Here is a 25,216-nt window from a genome sequence, read left to right on the forward strand (position 1 = left end):
CGCGCCAGCGCGCGATTTTGCGCCGTTCTTCGAGGTCGAGATGCAGGTAAGGTTTGGACATGGAGAATACTCCTTGATGCAATGCACTGATTTTACATCAAAGTCGCAGTTCCAACTTGAATCCACCGGTCTGAGGGTAAAACCGAAATAAGCAGAATTATGTGACCCATCCCGAAGATCCCGTCGACGGGATGGGCATTGGTTGCAGTTACTTCGCGGGCAACCCGACGCCGCCAGCGGAAGCGGCGCTTAGCGCGACGAAGTTCAGGGCCTGTTGGCGCACCGCGTTGGCCAGTTCCTGACGCGCCGAGAGAAGCGTGCGCTCGGCGTCGAGAACCGGGAAGAAGCCTGCCTCGCCCAGTTCATACGACGTGCGGGCCAGCGATACGGATTCGCTGGCATTGGCGACCAGACGTTCCTGCGCTGCGACCGAACGGCCATCGCGGTTATAGCCGGCCAGCGCGTTTTCGACCTCTTCGACGGCTTTCAGGACCGAGGCGTGCCAGGCCAGACGCGCCTGTTCGGCGCGCGCCTGTGCCGCCGAAAGCTGCGCGCGGTTCGCGCCGCCGGTGAACAAGGGCACCGAGATCTGCGGACCGAAACCCCAGGTCTTGACGCTGCCGCCGCCCGACAGGTCGATCGGGGTAACCGAACCGGTCAGGGTCAGCTTGGGATAGAAGGCCGCCTCGGCCTCGCCCACCGAGGCCACGGCGGCGGCAAGATTGCGCTCGGCCACGCCGACATCGGGACGGACGCGGACGACATCGGCGGGCACGCCGACGCTGGCACGATAGGCGGCGCGGGGCTGGCCGCTGCCTTTGCGCAGGCGCGCCGCCAGATCGGCGCTGCGCCCGGCGGTCAGTGTCGCCAGCCGGTTCACCGACTGGTCAAAACCAACCTCCAGCGCGGGCAAATCGGCCTCGGCCTGGGTAACCAATTGTTCGGCCTGCAGAACCTCGACCCGGCTGACCGAGCCCAGGAAATCCTGCTCTCGGGTCAGGGCCAAGGTGCGCTTGCGGCTGTCGAGGCTTTGCTTGGTCAGCGTCAGCGCCGTCTGGTAATAGCGCAGGTCGACATAGGCCGAGGCGACGGCACTAGCGACGGTCAGGCGGGCGACCTCGGCCGACAGATAGGCGGCATCGACTTGGGCCGAGGCCCCGCGCCGCGCCGCGCGGTTCGCGCCGAAAATGTCGATCAGCCAGGAAATCCCCAGCGTGGCCGAGCTGTTTTCCGAAATCTGCACGGCGCTTTCGCTGATGCCGCGATTGGCCGAGCCGGTGACATTGATCTGCGGCAGATCATTGGCGCCGACCAGCCGGGCATTGGCCTCGGCCTCGCGGATGACGGCGACGGCGGTTTGCACGTCCAGGTTCCGCGCCAGTCCGGCGGCAACCAGCGTGTCCATGTTCTTGTCGCGGAAGGCGGCCCACCAGGCATTCGCCCCCGCCCGACGCGCCGGGGAATCCGATGCGAAGCGCGTGGAAAGCTCGGCCTTGGGGGCGGTATAGGCGCCGGGTGAACAGGCCGCCAGCGCCAGGGTCGAGGCCAGCCCGCCCAGCATCATGCGGCGGGAGACATTCGGGTATTCGGTCATCAGGATCACTCGGGTGCAAGGAAAAGGAGCGCGGGCGAGGGGAGCCACCCCGCCCGCGCGTCGACAGGGCTTGCCTTAGCCTGCCGAAGTGGTCTGGGTTTTCGCCCCCCGCCGCGACATCTTGCTGAACAGGTTCAGCACGAAGACGAAGAAGACCGGGACAAAGAACACCGCCAGCACGGTGGCCGCGATCATGCCGCCGATGACGCCGGTGCCGATGGCGTTCTGGCTGGCCGCCGAAGGACCGGTGGCAATCGCCAGCGGCACCACGCCCAGCGTGAAGGCCATCGAGGTCATCAGGATCGGGCGGAAGCGCAGGCGCGCGGCCTCGACCGCCGCTTCGATCAGGGTCTTGCCCTCTTCGCGCAATTCCTTGGCGAATTCGACGATCAGGATGGCGTTCTTGGCTGATAGCCCGATGATCGCGATCAGGCCCACCTTGAAGTAGATGTCATTGGGCATGCCGCGCAGCATCACCGCGACAACGCAACCCAAGACCCCCAAGGGCACGACCAGCATCACCGAAAGCGGGATCGACCAGCTTTCATACAGGCCCGACAGCAGCAGGAAGACGAACAGGATGCTCATCCCGAACAGCAGCGTCGATTGCGAACCGGACTGGATTTCCTCAAGAGATTGCCCGGTCCATTCATAGCCGAAGCCCTGCGGCAGGCCCTCGGCCAGACGCTGCATCTCGGCCATGGCGGCGCCGGAACTTTGACCCGGTGCGGCCGCACCCGCGATGCGGATCGAGGGATAGCCGTTATAGCCCACCACCTGCGACGCGCCCTGTTCCCAGGTCACGCTGGCAAAACTGGAGAAGGGCACCATGCCACCGGCCGAATTGCGCACGGTCAGCTTCAGGATGTCCTCGGCCTGCATGCGCGAGCCTTCCTCGGCCTGCAGCATGACGCGCTGCATCTTGCCCGAATTCGGGAAGTCGTTGACATAGGCCGAACCCAGATATTGCGAGATCGTCCCCGAGATGTCGGCAAAGGTCACGCCAAAGGCATTGGCCTTTTCGCGGTCGATGGTGACAAAGACCTGCGCCGCATCCGGCAGACCCTCGATGCGCAACCCGGTGGCGATGCCGCCCTTTTGCGCCTCGGTGATGATCTGCTGGGCTGCGGCCTTCAGCGCCGCCTGCCCCTGCCCGCCACGATCCTGCAGCCGGAAGCTGAAGCCCCCGGTGGTGCCGAAGCCCGGGATAGGCGGCGGCGACAGGGCGAAGGCCTGCGCGTCCTTGTAGGTGAACAGCTCCATATTGGCGCCGCCCGCGATGTCTTGCGCGGAATCGGCGCGATCGGCCCAGTCCTTGAAGGTGACAAAGATCAGGCCCGCATTCGGCCCCTGCCCCGAGAAGCTGAAGCCACGGATGGCGACGACGTTCTCGACGGCATCCTTTTTCAGATACATCTCGGTCGCCGAGGCCAGCACCTCGTCGGTGCGGTTGGAACTGGCGGTCGGCGGGGTCTGGACGTCGGTGATGATGAAGCCCTGATCCTCGTTCGGCAGGAAGCTGGTCGGCAGGCGGACAAAGCCCAGACCGGTCAGCGCCACCAGCACCAGATAAAAGGCCATCATCACCAGCCGCCGCCGCGTGACCAGCGTGACGCTGGCGGCATAGCGGTCGGTCAGGCGGTCAAAGTTGCGGTTGAACCAGCCGAAGAAGCCCTTCTTCTCGTGATGGCCGTTGATCGGCTTCAGGAAGGTCGCGCAAAGCGCAGGCGTCAGCGTCAGCGCAAGGAAGGCCGAGAACAGGATCGCCGTCACCATGGTCAGCGCGAACTGGCGATAGATGATCCCGGATGAGCCGGGGAAGAAGGCCATCGGGATGAACACCGCCGCCAGCACCAGCGTGATGCCGACGATGGCCCCGGAAATCTGGCCCATGGCCTTTTGCGTGGCTTCCTTGGGCGGCAGGCCCTCGGTCGCCATGATCCTTTCGACGTTCTCGATCACCACGATGGCGTCATCGACAAGGATGCCGATGGCCAGCACCATCGCGAACATGGTCAGCACGTTGATCGAGAACCCCGCGACCAGCATGACCGCAATCGTCCCCATCAGCGCGATCGGCACCACGATGGTCGGGATGATGGTGTAGCGGAAGTTCTGCAGGAACAGGAACATCACGACAAAGACCAGAACCATCGCCTCGACCAGCGTATGCAGCACCTTTTCGATCGAAGCCTCGACGAAGGGGGTGGTGTCATAGGGGATCGAATGGCTGATGCCCTGCGGGAAGAAGCGCGACAGCTCTTCCATCTTCTGATGCACCGCTTCCGAGGTGTTCAGCGCGTTGCCGGTGGTCGACAACTGGATGCCGATGGCGGCGGCGGGCTTGCCGTTGATGCGGGAACTGAAGCTGTAGGATTCCGAGCCGATCTCGATCCGGGCCACGTCGCGCAGCAGCACGGTGGAACCGTCGGGATTGGCGCGCAGCACGATCTTGCCGAATTCCTCGGGGTCGTCCAGCTGGCCCTTCATCAGCACGGTCGCGGTCAGCTGCTGGCCGATCGGGTTCGGGTCCGCGCCGACCTTGCCCGCCGCGACCTGCGCGTTCTGGGCGCGGATGGCGGCGACGACCTCGCTTGAGGACAGGTTCAGGCCAGTCATCTTGTCGGGGTCGATCCAGATCCGCAGCGCGCGTTCCGGGGCAAAGACCTGCGCCCGGCCCACGCCCTCGATCCGGCGCAATTCCCCGGCGACGTTGCGGTTGATGTAATCGCCAAGCGCGATGTCGTCGAAGCTGCCATCCTCGGATGTCAGCGCGACCATCATCAGGAAGCCGGAACCGGCCTCTTCGACCAGCACGCCCTGATCGACCACGCTTTGCGGCAGCAGGGGTTCCACGCGGGCGACGGCGTTCTGCACGTCCACCTGCGCGCGGGCAATGTCGGTCCCCGGCTCGAAGGTCGCGGTGATCGACATGGCCCCAGAACTGTCCGAGACGGATTCGTAATAGGCCAGACCCTCGACGCCGTTCAGCTCATCCTCGATGGGCTGGGCGACGGACTGGTTGATCTCGCCGGGGGACGCCCCGGTATAGGCGGTGGAAACCGTGATCTGCGGCCATGCCACCTGCGGATATTGCGCGATCGGGATCGAGGGCAAGGAGATCATCCCCGCGATCACGATAAAGATCGACAGCACCCAGGCCAGCACCGGCCGGGTGATAAAGAACTGTGCCATGATGGATTATCCCTGTTGCCCGCTCTTGGCAGCAGCCTCGGCCGTGGCATTGGCGGGGGTGTCGGCCTGCGCGGCCTTTTCCTTGGGCTCGACCGTTTCGGGAACGACCTTGGCGTCGGGGTAAAGCTTCTGTGCGCCTGCGACGACGACGCGGTCCCCGGCCTTCAGCCCGTCCTCGACCAGCCAATGGCTGTCGGTGGTCTGGCCCAGCCGGACATTGCGGCGCTCGACCGTGTCGGCATCCTTCATCACATAGACATAGGCCTGCCCCGACTGGTCGCGCTGCACCGCCATCTGCGGGATGGTCAGGGCGTTTTCGCGGACCGCCTGTTCGATCCGGGCGCGGACATACAGGCCGGGCAGCAGATCGCCATCGGGGTTCGGGAATTCCGCCCGCAGCGTGATCTGGCCGGTGGTGCTGTCGACGCTGGCTTCCGAGAACAGCAGCTTGCCCGAATGGGCATAGGTGCTGCCATCGTCAAAGATCAGCTGCACGCGGGCCTCGTCCGAGGTCGCCATCAGCAATTCGCCCGCATCCCGTGCGCGCCGCAGCGCAAACAGGTCCGAGGAGGATTGCGTCACGTCGACATAGACCGGGTCCAGCTGCTGGATCGTCGCCATGATGTCGTTCTGGGCATTGACCAGCGCGCCTTCGGTGACCAGCGCCCGCCCGACCACGCCCGAAATCGGCGCGGTCACGTCGGTATAGCCCAGATTCAGCTGCGCTTCCTGCAAGGCGGCGCGGGCAATCGCCACATCGGCATCGGCCTGCGCCATGGTGGTGGTGGCGTTTTCCAGGTCGACCCCGGCGGTGACTTTCCGTTCGCGCAGCGCCTCGGCGCGTTTCAGCTGGTCCTTGGCGTTCTGGCGGGTCGCCTCCGCCCGTGCCAGCGTGGCCTCGGCGCTGGCGACGCGGACGGCATAGGGGGCGGGGTCGATCTTGAACAGGACCTCGCCTTCCTTGATCTGGCTGCCCTGTTCAAAGACCCGGCTGACGACGATGCCGCCGACGCGCGGGCGCACCTCGGCGGTGCGGGTCGCGGCGACGCGGCCCGGCAGCTCGTTCACGATCGGCATGGGTTCGGGTTTCAGGACCTGCACGCTGACGATGGCAGGCGGCAATTGCTGGGCGGAGGCCGGGCCCGCCATCAGGCAAAGCGCAGCCATCAGGCAGGAGAACCTGCCCGGCATTTTGTCGAAAAGCATGTGTCTGACCTTCAGATCAGGAGGGGGGGGAGGGGAGGAGGTAAAATAACTGTCAGTCTTGGAGAGGAGATGCGCCCTTATCGCTTTCCGCGATGGCCATCAGCTCATCCAGCAGCTCATTGCGGGTGGTTTCGTCAAAACGGTGCAGGTCGTAGAATTCAAGGAATGCCATGCCATGCAGCGTCAGCAGCGTGCGCAGCATCTTGTGCGGCTCGGCGGCCTCGGCGCGGATCTGTTCGGCATCGCGGCGCATCTCGTCGCGCATGATGTCGCGGCATTCGGTGCTGGCGCCCATGCCGACGCTGAGCATCAAGGCCATGGCGATGTCTTCATCGGTCGGCGCGGTGCGGAAGGTCTCGATCAGGGTGCGCAGGCAGGCATTGGGCTGGCCTTCGAAACGGGCATGGGCCTCGTCGTATTTGGCGCGGTGATGGGCCAGCTGGTAGCGGGTGAATGCCGCCATCAGCCCGGCCTTGCTTTCGCAATCATAGACGACGCTGGACTTGCTGACCCCGGCCTCCTTGGCCACGGCATCGATGCTGAGCCCGCCGATTCCATCGCGACGCGCGACGGCTTCGACAGCCTTCATCAGCTCATCCCGGTCGATCGTGCGCTTGCGTCCCATGTCGGTTCCATTATTTCAGTACGACCGTTCGTAAATAAATCGCCCGGACCCGTCAAGCGCGATGGACAGGCCGGTGTCACAGTGCCGTGACCGGGCGCCAGTGGCGCAGTGCGGCTTGAAAGCCGGTCATACCGCGCAGCGCATGCGGTTGCGACAAATGGTCGTTTCTTCGACACGGTCGGTCAAGCCAAAGGTCAGACTGCGCGGCCACGCCCGTTAAGACAGCCGCTAGGATCGAAATCAGAGTTTCCTCAATCGCCGGTGGATACATCGCATCCAATGTACATCGCGCAATTGGTGCACGTTGGACGCCGTGGCCCACTCGATTTTGATCGCCGACGGCAAGAAGTCGGCTAGGCTGCGAAAAAATTCTGCAGGCCGTGTCACATTGGCCTGCGCTGTCTCGTCAAGCCTGTGTCAGATGAAACAGGAGATCACCATGACACCCCGCATGACCGACCACATGAAACGCGCCGAAGCCGGGTTCAAGACGCTGTTCGCTCTTGAAAATACGCTCAAGACCGGCCCTCTTGAACCGGGCCTGCTGCATCTGGTGAAGCTGCGCGCCTCGCAGATCAATGGCTGTGCCTTTTGCATCCAGATGCATGTCGCCGAGGCCCTGCGGGACGGCGAGACGCAGCTGCGCCTGCATATGCTGACCGCATGGCGCGAAAGCAGCCTCTATTCCGAGCGCGAGCGTGCTGCCCTGGCATGGACAGAATCCCTGACCCGGCTTTCCGAAACCGGCGCGCCGGATCAGGATTGGCAATTGGTCGAGGCGAACTTCAACCCCGATGAGCGGGCATGGCTGTCGCTGGCGATCGGGGCGATCAACCTGTGGAACCGCGTTCAGGCGGGCTTCCGCGCGCCGCATGCGACCAGCCTGCCCGAGGCCAAGGCCGATGCCGCCTGATCCGGTTGCATTCTTTGAGGCGCAGCGACCCCGCCTGCTGCGCCTCGCCTATCGGATGCTGGGCAGCCATGCCGAGGCCGAGGATGTCGTGCAGGATGCCTTCCTGCGCTGGCATGGCGCGGCGGGTGTCGAAAACCCGCCGGCATGGCTGACCCGGACCGTCTCAAGGCTTTGTCTTGACCAGATGAAATCCGCCCGGATGCGCCGCGAAACCTATCCCGGCACCTGGCTGCCCGAGCCGTTGATCGAGCCCGAGGACGACACGCTTCGCCCCGACAACCTGACCCTGTCCCTGATGATGGCGCTGGAACGCCTGTCACCGCTGGAACGGGCCGCATTCCTTTTGCACGACGTTTTTGGCCAGCCCCTCGACGAGGTTGCAACCACGATCGAGCGCAGCCCCAGCGCCACGCGCCAATTGGCCAGCCGCGCCCGCGCCCATGTGCAGATTGATCGACCCCGTTACGACGTCCCGCGCGACAAGGGCGAGGAACTTGCCCGCGCCTTTTTCGAGGCCTGCCGTTCTGGCGATCCTGCCGTGCTTGGCGCGATGCTGGCCGAGGGGGCGAGCCTTCATGCCGATGGCGGCGGCAAGATCCATTCCTATCCCAATGTCATCACCGGAGCGGACAATCTGCTTCGCCTATTCACAAGCCTCGCGCGCAAATTCGGCGACGGCATGGAGTTTCTGGAGGCGACGATCATCGACGGGCTTCCGGGTTACGTGAGCCGTGTCGGTGGTGTGCTGCAGACCACGGCATTGGAGATCAGCGAAGGCCGGATCACCGCGATCTATATCACCCGAAACCCCGACAAGCTGACCGGTATCACCCGGCACTGAGGTTCCGCAGGCCTCCGAGAAGGTACGCCCCGGGTTCCAGATAAGCAGATGTCAGGTGAGAGGCTCTGCGCGAAACACCCATGTCATGCCCCATTGCGGAACTGGCCGTGCATCGTGCTTTCGATCAGCGCGACGAAGGGTGGCCACAGGGGTCTCGTCGCCGTCGATCTTCCCACCCGGCTGCATGAAGGCAGAGGTTCCGTGTTTCCGGACAAGCAGGGTTGCCCGATCTTCCTGAAGAATTGCGGCTGCGGCTATGCAGATCTCCATAACGGCGTCTCCCGTTGCTTACGTTTCCGACCTGTCCAGAGAGGAGGGCACAAGTTCGACCAATGCGGGACTGTCCGCATAGCGCGACCAGAGGGCCCCGCGACGCCGCCTATCGCTCGGGAGCCCTTTGCATTCGCGGCTGAGAGACGCTGCTCTGCGGCACTATTCGAAGCTTTGCAATCAACCGAGCCGCCGCGAGCTAGCGTCAATAATTGAGAAAACGCGACGGCAGACATCGCGGATGGTTCATTTTCCAACGCTTTCAGTGATCTTGCGACACCGCACTGAAGTTCCCCTCAGATATAATCCAAGAACCGGGGCGGAGGGCCATTTGGCTTTTCCAACCAGTCGAGCTTGCCCTTTAGAAAGGCCAGCATCCCGTCGATTTCGCGGCGCTGCTGTTCCAGGCGGACGATATGATCCCTCAGCAATGCGTCGGTCTGTTCAGGGTTTCCCTCTCCGGCGGCGTATCCGGTTATCATCTCGGCAATTTCTGCCAGTGAACTACCGAGCGCCTGATGCACGCGGATGATGCGTACCAACTCCACATCCTTCTCGCTAAAGATCTGATAGGGGCGTGAGCCCCCCTTGCGGCCCTGTTCGGGGCGCAAAAGACCGCGGCGGACATAATAGCGGACCGTCTCGCGGGGCAGGCCCGTTACGCGGGCGAATTCAGCAATCAGCATGCAGTTTTCCCTGTTGACTGTGGAGTACGCTACGCAGTTATAGACCCTGTTCGTCCCAATCAGGAGATGAAGCATGACGAACACCCCATCGAAAATCCCACAGGTTGCACTAGGTCGAAATGGCCCGCTGGTGGGCATTCAGGGCCTGGGCTGCATGGGGATCAGCGAGTTTTACGGTAGATCCGACCAGGTGCAGGCACGTGCCACGCTGGAACTGGCGCTGGAACTCGGCGTGTCGCATTTCGACACCGCGGACATGTATGGTATTGGCGCGAATGAGGAATTTCTTGCACCCTTTCTGCGTGCAAACCGCGATACGGTCCATATCGCGACGAAATACGGATATCGACGCAGCGCGGCTACACCCGATGACTGGAGTGTGACGAACGACCCCGGCCATATTCGGCGCGCAGCAGAAGCCTCGTTGAAGCGGCTGGGGGTCGAAGTGATCGACCTCTACTATATGCATCGACGCGATCCATCGGTGCCTCTGGCCGAGTCTATCGGCACAATGGCCGATCTTGTGACCGAGGGCAAAGTACGCGCCCTTGGTCTGTGTGAGGTCAGTGCCGCAGAACTGGCCGAGGCACATGCCATCCATCCTATCGCTGCCCTGCAATCAGAGTGGTCGGTTTTCTCGCGCGATATCGAGGCAGAAGTCTCAGGAAAGGCGGCCGAACTTGGGATTGCGATCGTGCCCTTCGCGCCTTTGGGTCGGGGCCTTCTAACGGGGCAACTGGCATTGGCGGATGATGATGCGCGGCGCAATTTCCCCCGCTTTGCCGAGGCAAATCTCTCTGCCAACATGCGCGCTGTCGAAACTGTCATCGGGCTGGCAAGGGCGCGGGGTGTAACGCCTGCACAGATCGCACTGGCATGGCTGTATGATCGCGCGCGGATCTGTGACGTCAGCGTCATTCCGATACCCGGCACCCGCAAACCGGCGCGTCTACGCGAAAATCTTGAGGCGACGGCGGTCGTGCTCACGACGGCGGAACGGGCAGCGCTAGAACCCTTGGCTGGTTTTGTGCAGGGTGCACGGGTCTGAACGACTGCTGGATTTGCTTGACGGCACATAAGCACCAGTTTATTTCCAACCGGTCGGAAATAAACTGGTGCACCCATGCCAAGACCCCGCAAACATGATCAGAACGAAATCCTTGATGCCGTGGAGCGCGTGGTGGCCCGCGACGGCATCCTGAATGTCGAGGCTGTCGCAAAAGAGGCAGGCGTATCCAAGGCCACCGTGCTTTATGAACACCCCAGTAAGCGCGATCTGATTGCGGCGTTGGTCTTGCGCACGATCAAGGCGGACAATGCCTTCAACCAGCAATGTGCCGAATACTTTGCGGCTGAACCCGATGCCCCACTGCGCGGACGTATCGAGGCGGCGCGCCGTAGCCCTCCGGTTCAAGGCGGAAACTCCGCGGTGCTGAGCCTTGTCGCGGCACTCATGCAGGACAGCGCCATGCGCCAAACCTTCCGCGACAATCAAAACAGTCTCGGGCAAGAGCTTCTGGCGACCGCCAGCGCACCGCGTGCCGCCCGTATTGCGTGGCTTGCATTGGAGGGGCTGAAATTTCAGGAGCATATGGAACTGCATGATTGGACAGAGGCCGAGCGCATCGAAATCCTGCAAGACATCGAAGCCCTTGCCCTGACCGGCATTGTGAAACAGGGCGGCCAAAATGACTGATCGCACGATCTTCATAACCGGCGCCAACGGCTATGTCGGACGCAACCTGATCCGTCATTTCATCGGCGCTGGCCGACCCGTCATTGGCATGGTCCGCAGCCAAACAGCAGCGGAACGTGTCGCCGCCCTTGGTGCAAGACCTGTGATCGGCGACATGTTGACCAGCGACCTCACGCCTTTGATGCAAGGCGCAGGTAACCTGATCCATGCGGCCGCAAATCTTGACCACGGTGCGGGTCGGGCTGCGCTTGCTGCGAACCGTGACGGCACGGCCCGCGTCATGGCGTCGGCCCAGCAAGCCGGGATCGGCGCAGTCGTCCATATCAGCACGGATTCCGTGCTTCAGGCTGGCATGCCGCTTCGGGACGTCGATGAAACGGCGCCGTATCCGGCCCGTCCGGCAGGGGCCTATTCGGCCGGCAAGGCCGAGGCCGAGCGCATCGCATTACAGGCCGCCCAAACGATGCGGGTGATGATCCTGCGCCCGCGTATGGTCTGGGGGCGCGATGACGGCACCGCGCTGCCAACGCTTGCGACGATGGTGCGAAATGGGCGCTTTGCTTGGATTTCGAACGGCAATTATTTATCTTCGACGACGCATATCGCCAATCTCTGCCATGCGGTCGATCTGGCGCTGGAAAGAGGCCAAGCTGGCAGGATTTATCATATCACGGACGGGCCGGCCCGACCGTTCCGTGATGTCGTTACCGGCCTTATGGCAACCCAAGATCTGAGCGTGCCCGAGAAGTCCGTCCCTCGGGGGGTCTTGCGCCTGATCGCAAGGTTCGGTGACGCCCTTCACAGGTTCAGCGGGGGGCGCCTGCATGGACCGCTAAGCTTCCAAGAATATGCCACGAGCGCTTTGGAAATCTCGCTGAACACTACCAGAGCGCAGCGTGAACTTGGCTACGCGCCGGTCATATCGTGGGAGGCAGGGCTGGAAGAGTTACACCTGGGCAGTTGGAGCAGCCGCTGACCCCTGTACGGTCTGAATGTTTATATGCAGACCTTTCTACCGCAGTGGCGAATGGCGGCTTCGTCCGCATCGTTGCCATCTAATCGAGGATTTGCAGCGCGGTGTCTGAGCGACCGCTTCGACGCATGCGGCAGTGCGGCACCAGTAGTGTCCGACCGGCGGCAATGGGCCGCCTTGAGTTGCTGGTTTAGGCGCATGCCCGTGGTCCCGGCGCTGCGCTCATGCAAGTCCTGCTCGGGCCCCGGTATGGTCTTTTCTATTTTCCGACGAATGGCTAGGTCATGTTCGTGCAGGGCTTCGCTCCAGCCGTAGTGGGATGAGCCAGTTCCGTTCAACCGGCCAACCGAGATGTAGTGGACGCCGGTCTAAACGAGAGGTCTTCGATCGATGTTTGAAAACCCATTGGTTCCTGTTCTGGAAACCGATCGCCTGATCCTGCGTGGGCATCGTCTTGACGATTTTCGCGACTGCGCGACGATGTGGGCTGATCCAGTGGTGGTCGCGCATATATCCGGCGTACCTTCGACCGAGGAGCAGTCTTGGTCCCGGTTGCTACGATATGCCGGGCATTGGCATCATCTGGGATTCGGATATTGGGCCGTCACCGCCAAATCCGATGCCTCCTATCTGGGAGAGGTCGGCCTTGCAGATTATCACCGCGACACCCAGCCGAGCCTGAAGGGTAAGCCCGAAGCCGGATGGGCGTTCACGGCCAGTTCCCACGGCAAGGGCTACGCAACGGAGGCGGTAACGGCGATGTTGCATTGGGCAGACGCGCATATCGAGTTTCCCCTCACCTCGACCATCATCGACCCCGCCAATGCGGCCTCTCTCAATGTTGCCAGAAAGGTGGGATATTCAAATGATATCATGGGTCGATACGGCGACCACGAGACGCTGTTCATGGAAAGGGCGCGACAGCAGCCCGTAGAACGGTTTCGGGAAGGTGATCCGATTTGATCGCCTGAAGCGCGTTGACGTAGGTATCGCGTGCAAATTTGATCGGCGCGGGGAGGTTCTTGCGTGTCAGGTCGTGGCGTGCTGAAGCTCTGAAATCCAGAAAAATCAGGTCTCTACTTCGTTCGCCTGCGCGGTGACGAACTTATCTCGGTCAATGATAATGATCCGAAGCGCCGCGAGAGAGCATCAGGGTCAATTCGAAATATCGATAAGCCGTCAACCTCCGGGCGCGCTTCGAGAGCTATTGCCGCACATTCGGTCCCGCGCGGTTGCTTCCAAGTGCTCATGCTCGACGACGGGCTGGGTGTGCTCCAGCGTCAGCTGCACGCGCATTTCCGGGGTTCCCGAATGCCGGGTTTGTCGGGCTTGGCAAATGAATGGCTGTTGGGATCCGGAAGCTGCCTTTGCGCAAGCGCTCGCAATTTGCAGAAACAAGATGGCTGTCGGCCCAAGTGCCTCTCTGACACCTGGCCGGCCAGAGCGACCGATTATAGCGTAGGTAAGGCGTCCGGTCGCTGACGTGCTTGGACTCGATGACATTCTCAGGCCGGTATGCTACGTGCAGGACCACGGCATGAGCGAACGGTTACTCGGCTTGCTTCACCACTAGGGCAAACAAAGCTCAAGCAGACTTCGGGCCATTTTTCGGGTCGTGGCAGGCGGGAGATTTGAAGATCTGGTCCGGCTGGCCGTGCGCGGCTCCACATAACACCCCTTAACGGACCAAGTACACGCAGGGGGCGATCTTGGCGCGACAAGCCACTCTGCAGGCAGCATGGTCGACCAAATTTCCCGCTCGCCGGCTTGCGATGATGCCTTTGAACGTGCCGTTCTGCTGATCAGCCGCGCGGATCAGCAGCGTTTTTTCAATCCAAGTTCTCGCAGAGCGGCGACTTGGGTATGATCAACGATGTGGTTTTGCATCAACATGAGTTTCAATCCACATCCCCGTGAAGGGGGCGACCGCCTTGTAACACGACACTGTTGAAAAACGCGAAACTCCTCCCAAAATGCGAACCTTGCGGCGGTATCCTGCCTTTTCTGGATCCGAAGGGGAAATGCCGGACCTTTCATGAGTAAAGGGGGCGAACCTCCCGCCTCCTTTCGACACGCTCCGGGTTCGCAGCCCACAGTTGGCTCAGAGGATCTCGATCAACTCGACACCGGCGGGGATCCCGGCACGTCGATACGGATCTCATAATCGTCGAAGCTCCGGGCGGGCGGAAGGCTGCTGTCCGGGCGCCCCTTCAGGGAGGCGAAATCCCCGTCGATCCTGCGGCCGATCTCGATCAGCCGCAGAAGCTTCTGGGCCGGGGCATTGCCGAACTTGCTGCCATGTTTGAATACAATGAGCTTCTGAGCGTTCATTTCCGCCCGAGCCGCCGTGCGATCATGCTCCAACATATTGGGAAGTGCCTCGGGAAGCAGGTCGAGATCGATCTGGGAGAATCCGGTCCGTCCCGAGAGATTTGCCGAGACGTAGCCATGGCAGCGGTAAAGCCCATAGGGCACGACATGCTTGCGCGCCATCGTGTGCTCCTTCACGGCATCCTTCTCGTTGGTGACGGAATATCTAGTGATAGCGATCTCGTCGGGCTGGATGGGTTCTACCGATTCCGAGAAATTGAACTGCACGGGGCCGCGCACCTGCCCGGCATGGACCTCGGTGTTGATGACCGCACCGAAGGCCCGGATATCGTAGAACTGCTGGCACATCCAGCTTGTGATCGACGGGGCATCTTTTTCCGGCGCCGGTTTTTCCGGTACGTGCTTGACCCCCTTGCTGGCATAAGCCTCAGCGTGGGCGCGGTTGAGGACGGCCTTCTCTCGCATATAGATACGGCTAGGCATCTCGTTCTCTCGCGTCATCTCGACATAGTTACGAATCTTGCGCTTGATCGCGACATCAGTGAGCAGGCCCTTTTTGGTGTCGTCATCCATGGGCGGCATGTTGTCGTTATCGGGGTCCCCGTTCGGATTGCCTGGCAAAGCTCTCGTGAACATGTTCCGAAAATGCCAGCCCTGCCGAGCCGATATCGGGGCTCCTCTGAAGCCTCAGCTGATACGAGCCGATCTCGCCAAAGCCATCCTTCTCTGTCAGTTTACGATGCTGTTCGTTCACCAGGCTGACGGGCAGAGGGGCGATTGCCAGATCCGCCATGACGGCTGCCAGTTGGCCCGCACCGGTCTCGGACGTGTAAGCGATCCGATAGGCATGCCCGCTTCTGTCAAGCGCGGCAAGCGCCGCAGCCCGCCAAGGGCAACCATGAGTGGACATGGCAAGTGGGACCGGTGTTCTGGAGAAGGCGATGCCGTCACGGGCACCGACCCAGACGAGTGGTTCTGAATGGATCAGTTGGTCCGTCGCCGGGTTGGATTGGGCCGAAACGGTAAGGATCATGTCGATCTCGCCTGCCTCGAATTTCCGGGACAGGTTTACGCTCGTTGACAGAAAAACCTCGACCTCGACAAGAGGATGGGTAGAGGCAAAGCGGGACAGGATTGCCGGCAGGTAACGCACCCCGAAATCGTCCGGCGCGCCGAACCGGATCCGTCCCTCAAGCTGGGGCACCCGGAAACGGGACAATGCTTCGTCATTGATGCGCAGAATGTCCTTGGCATGCACAAGGAATGCCTCGCCGTCTGCGGTCAGCGCCACATGCCGAGGATGCCTGACGAACAAGGCCCGCCCTAGCAGTTCCTCAAGGCGCTTGATCTGCATGCTGACCGCCGAGGGCGTCCTGAACACGCGTTTGGCCGCAACGGTGAAATTCCCGGTCTCCGAAATGGTGACAAAGGTCTTCAGCAGATCGGTTTCCAGAAGAGTGTGCTGTTGTGGTTGCATGGCGCCATAGCGTTCAATTTCTCTGAACGATACCATGAAATCTATGCGCTGTATTGACGATTTTCGACATGCGACCTTGGTGCCAGCAATGGAGGTAGCGATGACCAAGGCAACCAGCATCATGAACCCGTCCGCACCGGGCCAGTCGATAAGGGTAGCGTTCCGACCGTTGACGTCACGGTTGCGGGGCGTGTTTGAGGAGCATCGCCGCAACAAGATCAGGCGATATGCGTTCCTGAATTTGCTGCGGCTGGACGACGAGATCTTGGAGGATATCGGGGTGACGCGGGCAGAGGTCGAGGACGCGGCCCGCCTGCCGCTGCACGTGAACGCGTCGCAGGCGCTGGCCGACAAGGCGCTTGCGCGACGCAAGGGGCAGATTGGCTAGCAAAGGACAACTGGGCATTGCGGGGCCATAAGGATCGCACCGCAAGCGGTCTGAAGGGCTGATTTGGCGTTGTTCATTCCGGCAATCCTGCCGTGGCGAGACCGGCAAGCCCGCCCGGCAGGATGGCAGGGTCGGCGTAAACAGTCGCGCCTCGCCAAGCTCCAAGATCAATGCCGGAATCCTCGGCAGGTGCGGCCCTGACTTCGGCCCGAGTCTGGTCGATCTGGCCCAGCCGTACCAAGGTGATGGCATATTGCAGGCGCTGATAGGGCAAAAGCATGCGCGCGGCCTGACTTTCCCGCGCAGACTCCTTCAATCGTCCCTGCATGCGCAGCGCCCATGCCCGCAGCGCATGCTGATAATCGGCATCCGCCGGGTTACGGGCCGCGCCGAAATCGATATTTGCAAGCGCCTGATCATACGCTCCCGCAGGGGCAAGGGTCTCGGCGAGGTCGGTGATCTGGAAGGCATCATAAGGCGCGAGGCTCGCCGTCAATTCCGCCTCGCGCAAAACGCGTCCCCAATCGCCCTCGCGCATGGCAATGTTGCTTAGCAAGCCATGCAGCCCGGTCGCGATGCAAGGCGTCAGGTTGGGCGTTGCCTCGAGCTCACGTGCAAGCCGGGCTATCGAGGAAAAATCCGGCGCCATGTCGTCGCTCCAGAAGTTATAGGCGCGGCGCCAGTCGTTCCAGGCAAGCTTGAGCTTGAGATGGGCGGAACCCGTATATCTGGCCAATCCCTCCTTCAAGATGGCAGTGGCTGCCGCATTACCTTGTGCAGAATTATCGCCAAACATCCGATCATGAGCCTGCATGGCATAGTCATACTCCCCAAGGCTGGCACTGTCCTTACCGCAGACCCGGGCATATTCGGCGCGCGTGAGCTCGCCCTTGGTTACGGCAAGAGCGCTGATGATCCGACCTGCTACGGCATCAGCAAGGGCTTCGGGATCGTTGCCCCGCTCATCGAAACGCGCGGCCCAGACCTGTCGTCCGCTTTGCGTGTCATCCAGTCGGGTCGAGACATGCAATTCATCTCCATCGCGCTGTACGCTGCCTTCCAGCAGGTACCACGCCTGCAATGTCTGGCCAAGCGTGCGGACATCGCCTTCGTTGTCTCGCAGGGAAAAATGAGGATCAGCGGACGATGGTCATGATCTGTGGGGCACGGCTTAGCATCGTGATGATGGTCTCGGCCAAGCTTGCCCCAAGATGATCCGGCTCGATCGCGCCTCGTGTTTCAAAGGGCATGACGGCTATGACGGGCAGCGCAGTTGCAAGGCTCGGCGTTGCCTCCGGTCTCCATTGCACCAGTGAAGCGGCGACCACCCCGATGCTTGCAATTCCCGCCATCGCAAGCGCACCACGTTACGAAACGGCTCTGACGGGTTTGGATGCGATTATTCCTTCGGTACCCGGATCAACCCGAGAACCCCGCCGTGGAATGGTGCGCAACATGACTTGCCCCGCTGGCCCCAGCGCCCGCCGGATGTCATGGATGCATTGCACCAAACTGTCATCCGTGACCGCTATTCCCGGCCAGACGGTCGAGATCAGCTTTTCCTTGCCGACCACCCGACCATTCGCCGCGATAAGGTGACGCAATACCTCGAAGGATTGTCGGCGCAGGGTGACCGGTCGTCCTGCCGTGTCCAAGATCAACCCGGCTTCGAGATCGACCGTGACCTCTCCGATCCGAAACGCCCTCTCGCCCTGTCCGGACATTGCGCCACGACCGAGCCGAAGGCTGTCAGGATAGCGCATTTCGGCTACGAATCGTCGAATTTCGTCCCGGTTTCAGGACTTGGCACCCGGCTCGGATAGAGACTGGTACCGGTCCTGATTGGAGGATGCCTTGTTCATCCAGCTTATCATCGTTGCATGTCTCGTGGATGGAACCACCTGCCGGGATTTTCCACATCTCTACGATGCCCGCGGGGTCTCATTGCTCACCTGTATGATTGCCGCCCACCCCGAACTGGCGCGTTGGCAAGCGGAACATCATAAATGGCAGCTGCAAAAATGGTGCTGCGAGCCCATCGACCCAAGACGCAGCAAAACTTAAGCCATTGGACCCGGTGCCCAGCTGGTTGAATTGCTTGATAGCGCAGGGATGAACGACGCGCCTTAACGCCCGACATAGCTTCAGGCCAAATTTTCGCCGCTCTTGTCAAAGACCTCGCTTTGGGTATCCGCCCTATTGATATTGACCATGCCCGGTGATCCCGGATTGGGAGTTAGCTTAGTATCAGGGCAGAGGATCCTTGATGAGCAAGGGACCACGTTGCCGCTTGACGGCGGAGTTCAAGGTGCAGGTGGTTGCACGCCTCTTGTCTCCTGGTGCCACGCAGGCCCTCGTCGCGCAGGAGCTTGGCATCACCTCGTCACAGCTGAAGGGCTGGCGGCTCCATTTTCCGGCCACGACTCTGCTAGGCAGTGCGGTGCCAGAGGTAGTCGCGGGATTTCAGACCAGTCGCTAAGCTTTAGCGCCTGAGGAAGAACCGACCTCAAAATGACCAAACGCAAGCGCTATTCTGCAGAGTTCAAAGCGAAGGTGGCCCTGAAGGCCATCCGCGAAGAACTCGCGACGGCTGAACTGGCCAAGAAATATCATTATATCCATCCGACGATGATCGGCGGCTGGAAACGCACCGCAATCGAGAACATGGCCGCAGCATTCGGCGGTCCCTCGTCCACCGTGCCGCAGATCTCCGAGAAGGGGATCGAAAGCTGAATGCGAAGATCGGACAGCGCAATGCCAAACCCGCAAGGCGCTTTCTGACAAGGCTGATCGACCGGTTCGGCGAGCCACGTGTCATCATGACGGATCATTCAAACCGATCCGTGACATCGTGCCAGGCACGGAGCATCGCGCGCACAAGGACATGAACAACCGGATCGAGGGATTGGGGCGGTTCAAGTCACTCAGGCAGGCCCAAAGGTTTCTGACAGCCCACGACCAGATCAACACCTTCTTTCGCCAGCGCCGCTATCAAATTTCCGCTGTCTCGGACCGTCATGCCAGAGCCGATGCTTTCGATCTCTGGAGCGGCTATGCGGCCGAAATGAATGCCTGACAAAGCACCCGGCTCAATCATGCTCAAACAACTTGCCTATCCCCGTTGAATTGATGTGCGGCAGCACCCCATGAATAGGTGCGGTCCGGCTCTGAAGAAGTTCGTCGACGAATAGGAAATCAGCGTGATCGGCAGGTCGCCGAGTTCGGGACCGCCGCACCACTGAAGCCTTCTCCAGTGCCCGACCTTTCAGGAAAGCCTGAACATCTGCTCGTGAGCGCCAAATTGGTCGGCTCACTGCTGCTCAATGGGGGCGGTATGCGGCGGGTCATGCCATGGGCAATTCGACCCCACCTGTCGGGAAAGTCACCGTCACGATCAGTCCCGGCTGTGCATCGCCAAGGACCAGACGCGCCCCGTGCAGATCTGCGATAGCCTTCACCATCGCAAGGCCAAGGCCGGAACCCGGCGTGCTGCGGCTTGCCTCAAGCCGGACGAGGCGGCGCAAGACATCCTCTCGCCGCTCGGTCACGATTCCCGGTCCGCTATCCGACACCGACAGCACGGCTCCACGCAACGCCAGATGGATCGGCCCGCCCGGCGCATGACGCAGCGCGTTCTCGACAAGGTTCGCGATCAGGCGCGACAGCAAGTGCCGGTCGCCGATGACAATCGGCGGGTCCTCGATCCGGCAGTCAAGCGTGGCCCCGCTTTCCTCGACCGCTGGCTCGTAGATTTCCGACATGTCGCGCAGCAATCCGGCCAAATCGACAGGGGCGAAATTCTCGCGGCCCTGCCCGCCTTCAAGTTGCGCGATCTGCAGAAGGGACTGGAACGTGCCGATGATCTGCGCGGTCTCGGTCTGCACCGCCTCGACCTCGTCCCGTGTCGTCTGGGGCAGATCGGTTTCGGCCAGCCGCTCCAGCCGCAGGGCGACCCGCTGGATTGGGGTCTTGAGGTCATGCGCGATGTCCGAGCCTATTTGCCGCAACGCATCGGTCGCGGCCTCTTGCGCAGCCGCCATCCGGTTGAGATCGCGCGAGATGTCACCCAGATCCGTGTCAGGATGCGGCGCGCTCACGCGGGCTGAAAGCGTTCCTTCGGTTAGCGCATGCAGGGTGCTGCGGATCGCTTCGACCCGCGCGCTGGTCCGTCGCACGGCGACCATCCCGATCGCGCTGGTCAACAGTAGCGCCGGCAGGACACTGAAACCAAGGATGGCCACAAAGGTCTCGTTCAGCTCGGCAAGGCTGTCTCGTCCGACAAGCACGGTGATCCGGTCGGCGCCAATTTCAGCGGTGCGGACAAGATAGCTGTCCGCCCGCTCATCCTTGAGCCCGGTTGCGGTGCCCTTGACCACGCCCTCATCAAGGGTCAGCGCCGATTGATGGCCGATGCTCCTGCCGTTGATGCGGGCAGCGATCACCATCTCCTCGGGATCCATCGAAGCGGCGAATTCCGCGGCGCGTTCGGCACGTTCTTCCGGCTCGGGGATGGCGCGCAATTCGTCGATCACCTGTTCGGCGCGTGCCTCGATATCGTCTGTCAGGGTCTCATGCATCAGCGCATAGGCTGTGCCCAGTCCGGCGGCAAGAAAGCCGGTAAAGACCAGGATCAGCGCAACCGCCAATCGCAGCGGCGTCGAGCGCAAGGCGATCATTCGACGATCCGGTAGCCAGAACCGCGCAGAGTTTCGATCAGGGCGGTTTCGAAAGGCTTGTCGACCTTGCCGCGCAACCGGCTCATGTGACTTTCCACCACGTTGGTCTGCGGATCGAAATGGATGTCCCAGACCGATTCCAGCAGCATCGTACGGGTCTGCACCCGGCCCTTGCGCCGCAGAAGATGTTCGAGCAGGGCGAATTCGCGCGGTTGCAGATCAATTTCCTGCCCGGCACGAGTGACGCGTCGGGACAGCAGGTTCATCTCAAGGTCACGCGCGCGCAAAATCGTCGGCTCGTCTGACGGGGGCGGACGGCGGCTCAGTGCGTTCAGCCGGGCCGAAAGCTCTCCGAAGGCAAAGGGTTTCACCAGATAGTCGTCGGCACCGGCATTGAGCCCGCCAATCCGGTCCTCGACCCCGTCGAGCGAGGTCAGGAGCAGCACCGGCACCGGTTTCCGCGAGGCACGCAGCGTGCGCAGGATCGACATGCCATCGACGCCCGGCACCATGCGGTCCAACACCATCACGTCATAGCTGCCCGACATGGCCTGCACGAGGCCTTCACGCCCGTCGGCCACAAGATCGACCACATGCCCCTCGGCGCGCAGGCCCGTGGCCACGTAATCCCCGGTGGTCTGATCGTCCTCGATAACGAGGATATGCATGTTTGTCCCGTCCTGTGCTGACGGTCGGCGGATCGTGCCGCCGACCGGTTCCGTGATAGCGCCGCGAGGCGGGCCTGTCAGTCTTTGTCCGCCGCGCCCTTTTCGTGATGGTCGTCATTCTCTTCGGCAAGCTGGGTGATGCTGCCATCCTTGGGGTTGACGAACCAGTTCTGCACCGCCTTCGAGGCATCGGCGATCTCGACTTCGTAGCCCCAGACGCCGGCTTCGTTATCCTCCCAGCCCGCCGAGATCGCGGTGCCGCCCGTCTGCGCCACGGCTTTGTCGATGGCTTGGTTCAGCGTCATGCCGCTTTGCTGCACGGCCTGCACCTCTTCGGCATCGCTCATCTCGGGGCCGGCATGGGCGGCGATGGCCAGACTGGATGCAATCGCGGCGGCGAGCGCCGCACCGGTGGCCAGATGTTTCATGGCTGTTCCTTTCGGTCTGCGGGCCCGGCACTGTACCGTGGCCCTCATGACCCCTGATCTGGCGGCCTCGTCCGACCATCTCGTGACGGCAAGATTGATTATTCGTAATCAGGTTGTCGGCAGACATTACGGATAATCAATCTTGCCGTCAGGCGGGCGCAGGCTGTGCTTTCCAAAAAGGGCACATCAAAACCTGATGAGGCCATATCCATGAAACAGGTCCTTCTTGCCTCGGCGCTGATCCTTCTCCCCATCGCGGTATTTTCGGGGGTCAACCATTACCTTGTCGGGCCGGATCCCGGCCTCGCGGTGACCGCACCGCTTGGCGACGTCTCGCAATTCGCGTCGATTGTCTCGGACACGCAGGCCATTGCGGCGCGCGGGGATCTGACCGCCGCTGAACGCCGCATCACGGATTTGGAAAACCTTTGGGACGATGCCGAGTCCAAACTGCAACCACAGGCCCCGGTCGCATGGGGCAATGTCGATGCCGCGGCCGACGCGGCCTTCGCTGCCCTGCGGGCACCCAACCCGGATGCCGGGCAGGTCAGCACCGTACTGGCTGGGTTGCAGGCGACGCTGGCCGACCCGGCAAAAACCGAGGGCGGCATGACCGAGTCCGTCGCGGGCATCGTCGTGACCGATGCTACAGGTCACCCGCTGCCCTGCGAGATGATGCTGAACGACCTGCGTGACACGCTGCAAGCCGGGCATGCAGCACCGGACTCGACCGACAGGATCAAAGAACTGCGCGAGCGTGCCACCGAACGCTGCAATGCCGATGACGACCGCCGTGCCGACAGCTTCACTGCGCAGGCCCTTGCGCTGGTGACGCCATGAGCCCCATCCCGCAGGAGATCATCGAAATGACCCGAACCCAAACCTCTGCCCGAAACAAGGTTCCCGAAGTCACGGCCGGTTTCTGGCTCATCAAGCTGATGGCGGTGACGATGGGCGAGACTGCAGCGGATTATCTGGCCGTCAATCTCGGCTTCGGCCTGACCGCGACCTCGATGATCATGACGGTGATCCTGCTGGGTACGCTGGCGCTGCAATTCGCGACCGATCGCTATGTTCCCTGGGCCTATTGGCTGAACGTGGTCCTGATCTCGGTGGTGGGCACGCTGCTGACCGACAACCTCGTCGACAATCTGGGCGTCAGCCTTGTGACCTGCACCGCGGGATTCAGCCTGCTGCTGGGTCTTACCTTCCTTGTCTGGTACCGCAGCGAGGGCACGCTTTCGATCCATGCCGTGGATACCCCACGCCGCGAGGGTTTCTACTGGCTGGCGATCCTGTTCACCTTCGCCTTGGGGACCGCCGCCGGAGATCTGGTCGCCGAGCATTATGGCCTGGGCTACGCGGCGACGGGCATCCTGTTCGGTGCGGTGATCCTGAGCCTGTCCCTGGGGTATTTCTTCCTTGGCCTCGACAGCGTACTGGCGTTCTGGCTGGTCTATATCCTGACCCGTCCGCTGGGCGCGAGCTTTGGCGACCTTCTCTCCCAACCGGCAGACTATGGCGGAATGGGGCTTGGCACTGTGTCGACCAGCCTGACCTTCCTTGCGGTCATCGTGATCACCGTCACCGCCATGACCGTCATGGGCCGCGACACGGCGCGACAGATGGACCGGCCGACCCGATAAACTTGACGCTGCGGGCGCGCCGCGCCGCCCGCAGCCCGCCGGGGCCATTCTTGGCGGTGAGGCCAGCTGGCATACGGGGCGCTGGTTGGGCGAGCGCTGGCAGTCTCTGGACAACATGCCTTCCGTCGCGCGCACCAACTGGTGCGCGAGCGCGGTCCGCTCGCCTTGGTCATAGGCCGGTTTTTTTGACCCTGTCGCCAGCCAGCCTTGCCGCGCTTACGGCTGCCTTGTCGGGGATGGGCCGATTAGCGCCCGGATCATCCATAGATGCGGCCCCCGGCGCATCTTCCTGTCGGTCGTGCCTCTGACCGCGCTGGCATCAGTCGGAGTCGGGCTGGGGCATTCCGCCCTGTCGAATGCTGCCTGGGTCGGCGGAATGGCCATTTTCGAAGCCCTCGCCACCGTGGCCTGTCGCAACTATGTCCTGCGCACCACGCCAGCAGGCCAGGACGCCAACGCGATGAGCTCATATCTTTTCGTGATCATCTCCAGCGCATTCTGCGGATCGGTGCTTGGCGGGGTTCTGGCCGACCGGATCGGGGCGGGCCGGACCTTCTTCTTTGGCGCCTTCGTTGCCATTCTGGCCGCAGTGCTGGGGGTAAACACGATCATCGGCGCGACCATGCCAGAACTTGCGCCGAAATCGAGGACCCTGCCCCCAAACCCCGCGCCAAGGTCTTTTTCGGCTCGCCCTTGTCATCGGGATCGCGGTGCCGATGAACCTCGGCATGTCGGTCTTCATCTGGTATCTCGTGCCCGTCGTGCTTGAGGAAGGCGGCGCCCGGTCGGCGGATATCGGGCGGGTTATCATGCTTTCCTGATCCCGCTGCTGATCTGTCCAATGGCGGCGGGGCTGACCGACGGGCGTCTGGGTTGCGTGGCGCTGCTGACCTTCGGGATGGGAATGTCCGGGGCTGGCCGTCTTGGGATTGACCGTCTTTCCCGGCTTCTGGCCTATGGTGGCCGCGGTGGCGGCTCTCGGCTTTGGCGGCGCCCTGTGCGAGGTCGCGCAACACAGCCTCGCCCTGCATATCATCGGGTCGGACGCAGACCCGCCGACGCTCGACGCCAGGTTCTCGGCCCTGTGCCTGATCGAGCGTGTATCTGCCATTTTGGGGGCGGCGCTGGACAAGTCCTATGGCTATCCTGTGGCCATCGCCAGCCTGAGGCCCACGATGCTGACCGGCACCCTGCGGGCGCTGCTTGCGGAAACCGCCAATGCCGTTCTGAAGGCGAAAAAAGCCATGCGCCTGCCCGGATGATCCGGCTGCCGCCATCAGGAGCAGGGAAATGAAGCTTGTCGGTCCAGTTTTGGCATGTACCGCCTTCGCCGCCGGCGCCCCGCTGTCTGCGCCGCCGCTCAGGATCTATGACATCTGGTATGAAGGCTGCGAGGCGACAGGCCCGGGACATGCAGGACGATCTGGTCTCGACCTACGGCACCAGCCATCGGGCTGATCGGCGATGCCGGAGAGTTCATCACCGACATTCCCGTCGTCTTCATGTTCGTCCTCGATCCCATCGGTTCGGGGATCGCAAAAAGCTTCGAGCAGAGTGTGCGCTCCAATATTTGTGAACGGTCCACCTGAGGGTTTCTGTGGCA

27 protein-coding genes and 1 pseudogene are annotated in these 25,216 nt (G+C 62.1%); 16 read left to right on the top strand and 12 right to left on the bottom strand.

The genetic code is table 11. The annotated features are described in order from the left end of the window. Positions 1-208 precede the first annotated feature (208 nt). The 4 genes from GL300_RS08725 to GL300_RS08740 form a co-directional block, all read right to left on the bottom strand. Entirely contained in the window at positions 209-1,594 is a 1,386-nt protein-coding gene (locus tag GL300_RS08725; RefSeq protein ID WP_155039251.1) for an efflux transporter outer membrane subunit, read from the bottom strand. 75 nt (positions 1,595-1,669) lie between these two features. Then, complete coding sequence (locus GL300_RS08730; RefSeq protein ID WP_155039252.1) at positions 1,670-4,789, bottom strand: efflux RND transporter permease subunit; 3,120 nt, start codon at positions 4,787-4,789, stop codon at positions 1,670-1,672. A gap of 6 nt (positions 4,790-4,795) precedes the next feature. Then, entirely contained in the window at positions 4,796-5,995 is a 1,200-nt protein-coding gene (locus GL300_RS08735) for an efflux RND transporter periplasmic adaptor subunit (protein ID WP_246195121.1), read from the bottom strand. 52 nt (positions 5,996-6,047) lie between these two features. Beyond that, a complete protein-coding gene (locus GL300_RS08740; RefSeq protein ID WP_155039253.1) occupies positions 6,048-6,620 on the bottom strand; it encodes a TetR/AcrR family transcriptional regulator in 573 nt (190 codons plus the stop codon). Positions 6,621-7,059: 439 nt separating this feature from the next. Between GL300_RS08740 and GL300_RS08745 the strand changes: the two genes are divergently transcribed. Beyond that, positions 7,060-7,533, top strand: a complete 474-nt coding sequence (locus tag GL300_RS08745; RefSeq protein WP_155039254.1) for a carboxymuconolactone decarboxylase family protein — start codon at positions 7,060-7,062, stop codon at positions 7,531-7,533. Then, the gene (locus GL300_RS08750; protein ID WP_155039255.1) at positions 7,523-8,374 is read left to right on the top strand and encodes a sigma-70 family RNA polymerase sigma factor; all 852 of its coding nucleotides are present in this window, start codon (positions 7,523-7,525) and stop codon (positions 8,372-8,374) included. The genes GL300_RS08745 and GL300_RS08750 overlap by 11 nt, the downstream gene beginning before the upstream one ends. A gap of 566 nt (positions 8,375-8,940) precedes the next feature. On the opposite strand, the gene GL300_RS08755 is transcribed toward GL300_RS08750, so the two are convergent. Beyond that, complete coding sequence (locus tag GL300_RS08755) at positions 8,941-9,330, bottom strand: helix-turn-helix domain-containing protein (protein ID WP_155039256.1); 390 nt, start codon at positions 9,328-9,330, stop codon at positions 8,941-8,943. A gap of 73 nt (positions 9,331-9,403) precedes the next feature. On the opposite strand from GL300_RS08755, the gene GL300_RS08760 reads away from it, so the two are divergent. The 4 genes from GL300_RS08760 to GL300_RS08775 all read left to right on the top strand — a co-directional run bounded on the left by GL300_RS08760 (position 9,404) and on the right by GL300_RS08775 (position 12,962). Continuing rightward, positions 9,404-10,378 (top strand): aldo/keto reductase, encoded by a 975-nt coding sequence (locus GL300_RS08760; RefSeq protein ID WP_155039257.1) that lies wholly within the window; start codon positions 9,404-9,406, stop codon positions 10,376-10,378. Between the two features lie 75 nt (positions 10,379-10,453). Next, positions 10,454-11,026, top strand: coding sequence for a TetR/AcrR family transcriptional regulator (locus GL300_RS08765; protein ID WP_155039258.1), 573 nt, complete (start codon positions 10,454-10,456; stop codon positions 11,024-11,026). Further along, positions 11,019-12,002, top strand: a complete 984-nt coding sequence (locus tag GL300_RS08770) for an NAD-dependent epimerase/dehydratase family protein (protein WP_155039259.1) — start codon at positions 11,019-11,021, stop codon at positions 12,000-12,002. The genes GL300_RS08765 and GL300_RS08770 overlap by 8 nt, the downstream gene beginning before the upstream one ends. Positions 12,003-12,389: 387 nt before the next feature. Beyond that, positions 12,390-12,962 (top strand): GNAT family N-acetyltransferase, encoded by a 573-nt coding sequence (locus GL300_RS08775; RefSeq protein ID WP_155039260.1) that lies wholly within the window; start codon positions 12,390-12,392, stop codon positions 12,960-12,962. A 1,152-nt stretch (positions 12,963-14,114) separates the two neighbouring features. Here the strand turns inward: GL300_RS08775 and cas7c are convergent. Further along, positions 14,115-14,903: a type I-C CRISPR-associated protein Cas7/Csd2 gene (gene cas7c, locus GL300_RS08780; protein ID WP_246195122.1), complete on the bottom strand. Its 789-nt coding sequence runs from the start codon at positions 14,901-14,903 to the stop codon at positions 14,115-14,117. A gap of 16 nt (positions 14,904-14,919) precedes the next feature. Next, a complete protein-coding gene (locus GL300_RS08785; RefSeq protein ID WP_246195123.1) occupies positions 14,920-15,930 on the bottom strand; it encodes a LysR substrate-binding domain-containing protein in 1,011 nt (336 codons plus the stop codon). On the opposite strand from GL300_RS08785, the gene GL300_RS08790 reads away from it, so the two are divergent. Continuing rightward, a complete protein-coding gene (locus GL300_RS08790; protein ID WP_211594992.1) occupies positions 15,908-16,195 on the top strand; it encodes a DUF1127 domain-containing protein in 288 nt (95 codons plus the stop codon). The genes GL300_RS08785 and GL300_RS08790 overlap by 23 nt on opposite strands. A 73-nt stretch (positions 16,196-16,268) precedes the next feature. Here GL300_RS08790 and GL300_RS08795 read toward each other — a convergent pair whose 3' ends face one another. Next, positions 16,269-17,225 carry a hypothetical protein gene (locus GL300_RS08795; RefSeq protein WP_155039261.1) on the bottom strand — a complete coding sequence of 319 codons (957 nt, stop codon included), beginning with the start codon at positions 17,223-17,225 and terminating at the stop codon, positions 16,269-16,271. A gap of 337 nt (positions 17,226-17,562) precedes the next feature. Continuing rightward, entirely contained in the window at positions 17,563-17,799 is a 237-nt protein-coding gene (locus tag GL300_RS27395) for a winged helix-turn-helix domain-containing protein (RefSeq protein WP_394206533.1), read from the bottom strand. Here GL300_RS27395 and GL300_RS26625 point away from each other — a divergent pair. The 5 genes and pseudogenes from GL300_RS26625 to GL300_RS26630 all read left to right on the top strand — a co-directional run. Continuing rightward, on the top strand, positions 17,689-18,018 hold the full coding sequence (locus GL300_RS26625; protein ID WP_246195124.1) for a hypothetical protein: 330 nt from the start codon (positions 17,689-17,691) through the stop codon (positions 18,016-18,018). The two genes, GL300_RS27395 and GL300_RS26625, sit on opposite strands and share 111 nt — an antisense overlap. A 31-nt stretch (positions 18,019-18,049) precedes the next feature. Beyond that, positions 18,050-18,259 carry a hypothetical protein gene (locus GL300_RS26345; RefSeq protein WP_155039263.1) on the top strand — a complete coding sequence of 70 codons (210 nt, stop codon included), beginning with the start codon at positions 18,050-18,052 and terminating at the stop codon, positions 18,257-18,259. A gap of 202 nt (positions 18,260-18,461) precedes the next feature. Beyond that, positions 18,462-18,674: a transposase gene (locus GL300_RS08810; protein ID WP_155039264.1), complete on the top strand. Its 213-nt coding sequence runs from the start codon at positions 18,462-18,464 to the stop codon at positions 18,672-18,674. Positions 18,675-18,706: 32 nt separating this feature from the next. Then, positions 18,707-18,928, top strand: coding sequence for a transposase (locus tag GL300_RS08815; RefSeq protein WP_155039265.1), 222 nt, complete (start codon positions 18,707-18,709; stop codon positions 18,926-18,928). Between the two features lie 14 nt (positions 18,929-18,942). Then, a pseudogene (locus GL300_RS26630) lies at positions 18,943-19,271 on the top strand (IS6 family transposase); the annotation flags it as partial. Positions 19,272-19,539: 268 nt separating this feature from the next. Here the strand turns inward: GL300_RS26630 and GL300_RS08825 are convergent. From GL300_RS08825 to GL300_RS08835, 3 genes are all read right to left on the bottom strand, one after another. Further along, positions 19,540-20,871, bottom strand: a complete 1,332-nt coding sequence (locus GL300_RS08825; RefSeq protein WP_155039266.1) for a sensor histidine kinase — start codon at positions 20,869-20,871, stop codon at positions 19,540-19,542. Continuing rightward, on the bottom strand, positions 20,868-21,539 hold the full coding sequence (locus GL300_RS08830; RefSeq protein ID WP_155039267.1) for a winged helix-turn-helix domain-containing protein: 672 nt from the start codon (positions 21,537-21,539) through the stop codon (positions 20,868-20,870). The genes GL300_RS08825 and GL300_RS08830 overlap by 4 nt, the downstream gene beginning before the upstream one ends. A gap of 77 nt (positions 21,540-21,616) precedes the next feature. Next, positions 21,617-21,967: a PepSY domain-containing protein gene (locus GL300_RS08835; RefSeq protein ID WP_170297632.1), complete on the bottom strand. Its 351-nt coding sequence runs from the start codon at positions 21,965-21,967 to the stop codon at positions 21,617-21,619. Between the two features lie 210 nt (positions 21,968-22,177). Here GL300_RS08835 and GL300_RS08840 point away from each other — a divergent pair, with 210 nt between their 5' ends. From GL300_RS08840 to GL300_RS08855, 4 genes are all read left to right on the top strand, one after another. Next, a complete protein-coding gene (locus GL300_RS08840; RefSeq protein ID WP_155039269.1) occupies positions 22,178-22,807 on the top strand; it encodes a hypothetical protein in 630 nt (209 codons plus the stop codon). Positions 22,808-22,833: 26 nt separating this feature from the next. Further along, entirely contained in the window at positions 22,834-23,613 is a 780-nt protein-coding gene (locus GL300_RS08845; protein WP_155039270.1) for a COG4705 family protein, read from the top strand. Positions 23,614-23,857: 244 nt separating this feature from the next. Then, on the top strand, positions 23,858-24,382 hold the full coding sequence (locus GL300_RS08850; RefSeq protein WP_343042975.1) for an MFS transporter: 525 nt from the start codon (positions 23,858-23,860) through the stop codon (positions 24,380-24,382). Positions 24,383-24,536: 154 nt separating this feature from the next. Then, a complete protein-coding gene (locus GL300_RS08855; RefSeq protein ID WP_155039272.1) occupies positions 24,537-24,875 on the top strand; it encodes a hypothetical protein in 339 nt (112 codons plus the stop codon). Positions 24,876-25,216 lie beyond the last annotated feature (341 nt).

This window comes from Paracoccus litorisediminis (assembly GCF_009711205.1).
GTDB classification, from domain to species: domain Bacteria; phylum Pseudomonadota; class Alphaproteobacteria; order Rhodobacterales; family Rhodobacteraceae; genus Paracoccus; species Paracoccus litorisediminis.

Bases quoted from the DNA above. Each gene is read 5' to 3' on its own strand.
- GL300_RS08725 (WP_155039251.1), bottom strand. From the start codon at position 1,594: ATGACCGAATACCCGAATGTCTCCCGCCGCATGATGCTGGGCGGGCTG.
- GL300_RS08730 (WP_155039252.1), bottom strand. From the start codon at position 4,789: ATGGCACAGTTCTTTATCACCCGGCCGGTGCTGGCCTGGGTGCTGTCG.
- GL300_RS08735 (WP_246195121.1), bottom strand. From the start codon at position 5,995: ATGCTTTTCGACAAAATGCCGGGCAGGTTCTCCTGCCTGATGGCTGCG.
- GL300_RS08740 (WP_155039253.1), bottom strand. From the start codon at position 6,620: ATGGGACGCAAGCGCACGATCGACCGGGATGAGCTGATGAAGGCTGTC.
- GL300_RS08745 (WP_155039254.1), top strand. From the start codon at position 7,060: ATGACACCCCGCATGACCGACCACATGAAACGCGCCGAAGCCGGGTTC.
- GL300_RS08750 (WP_155039255.1), top strand. From the start codon at position 7,523: ATGCCGCCTGATCCGGTTGCATTCTTTGAGGCGCAGCGACCCCGCCTG.
- GL300_RS08755 (WP_155039256.1), bottom strand. From the start codon at position 9,330: ATGCTGATTGCTGAATTCGCCCGCGTAACGGGCCTGCCCCGCGAGACG.
- GL300_RS08760 (WP_155039257.1), top strand. From the start codon at position 9,404: ATGACGAACACCCCATCGAAAATCCCACAGGTTGCACTAGGTCGAAAT.
- GL300_RS08765 (WP_155039258.1), top strand. From the start codon at position 10,454: ATGCCAAGACCCCGCAAACATGATCAGAACGAAATCCTTGATGCCGTG.
- GL300_RS08770 (WP_155039259.1), top strand. From the start codon at position 11,019: ATGACTGATCGCACGATCTTCATAACCGGCGCCAACGGCTATGTCGGA.
- GL300_RS08775 (WP_155039260.1), top strand. From the start codon at position 12,390: ATGTTTGAAAACCCATTGGTTCCTGTTCTGGAAACCGATCGCCTGATC.
- cas7c (WP_246195122.1), bottom strand. From the start codon at position 14,903: ATGGATGACGACACCAAAAAGGGCCTGCTCACTGATGTCGCGATCAAG.
- GL300_RS08790 (WP_211594992.1), top strand. From the start codon at position 15,908: ATGACCAAGGCAACCAGCATCATGAACCCGTCCGCACCGGGCCAGTCG.
- GL300_RS08785 (WP_246195123.1), bottom strand. From the start codon at position 15,930: ATGATGCTGGTTGCCTTGGTCATCGCTACCTCCATTGCTGGCACCAAG.
- GL300_RS26625 (WP_246195124.1), top strand. From the start codon at position 17,689: ATGGATGCATTGCACCAAACTGTCATCCGTGACCGCTATTCCCGGCCA.
- GL300_RS08810 (WP_155039264.1), top strand. From the start codon at position 18,462: ATGAGCAAGGGACCACGTTGCCGCTTGACGGCGGAGTTCAAGGTGCAG.
- GL300_RS08815 (WP_155039265.1), top strand. From the start codon at position 18,707: ATGACCAAACGCAAGCGCTATTCTGCAGAGTTCAAAGCGAAGGTGGCC.
- GL300_RS08825 (WP_155039266.1), bottom strand. From the start codon at position 20,871: ATGATCGCCTTGCGCTCGACGCCGCTGCGATTGGCGGTTGCGCTGATC.
- GL300_RS08830 (WP_155039267.1), bottom strand. From the start codon at position 21,539: ATGCATATCCTCGTTATCGAGGACGATCAGACCACCGGGGATTACGTG.
- GL300_RS08835 (WP_170297632.1), bottom strand. From the start codon at position 21,967: ATGAAACATCTGGCCACCGGTGCGGCGCTCGCCGCCGCGATTGCATCC.
- GL300_RS08840 (WP_155039269.1), top strand. From the start codon at position 22,178: ATGAAACAGGTCCTTCTTGCCTCGGCGCTGATCCTTCTCCCCATCGCG.
- GL300_RS08845 (WP_155039270.1), top strand. From the start codon at position 22,834: ATGACCCGAACCCAAACCTCTGCCCGAAACAAGGTTCCCGAAGTCACG.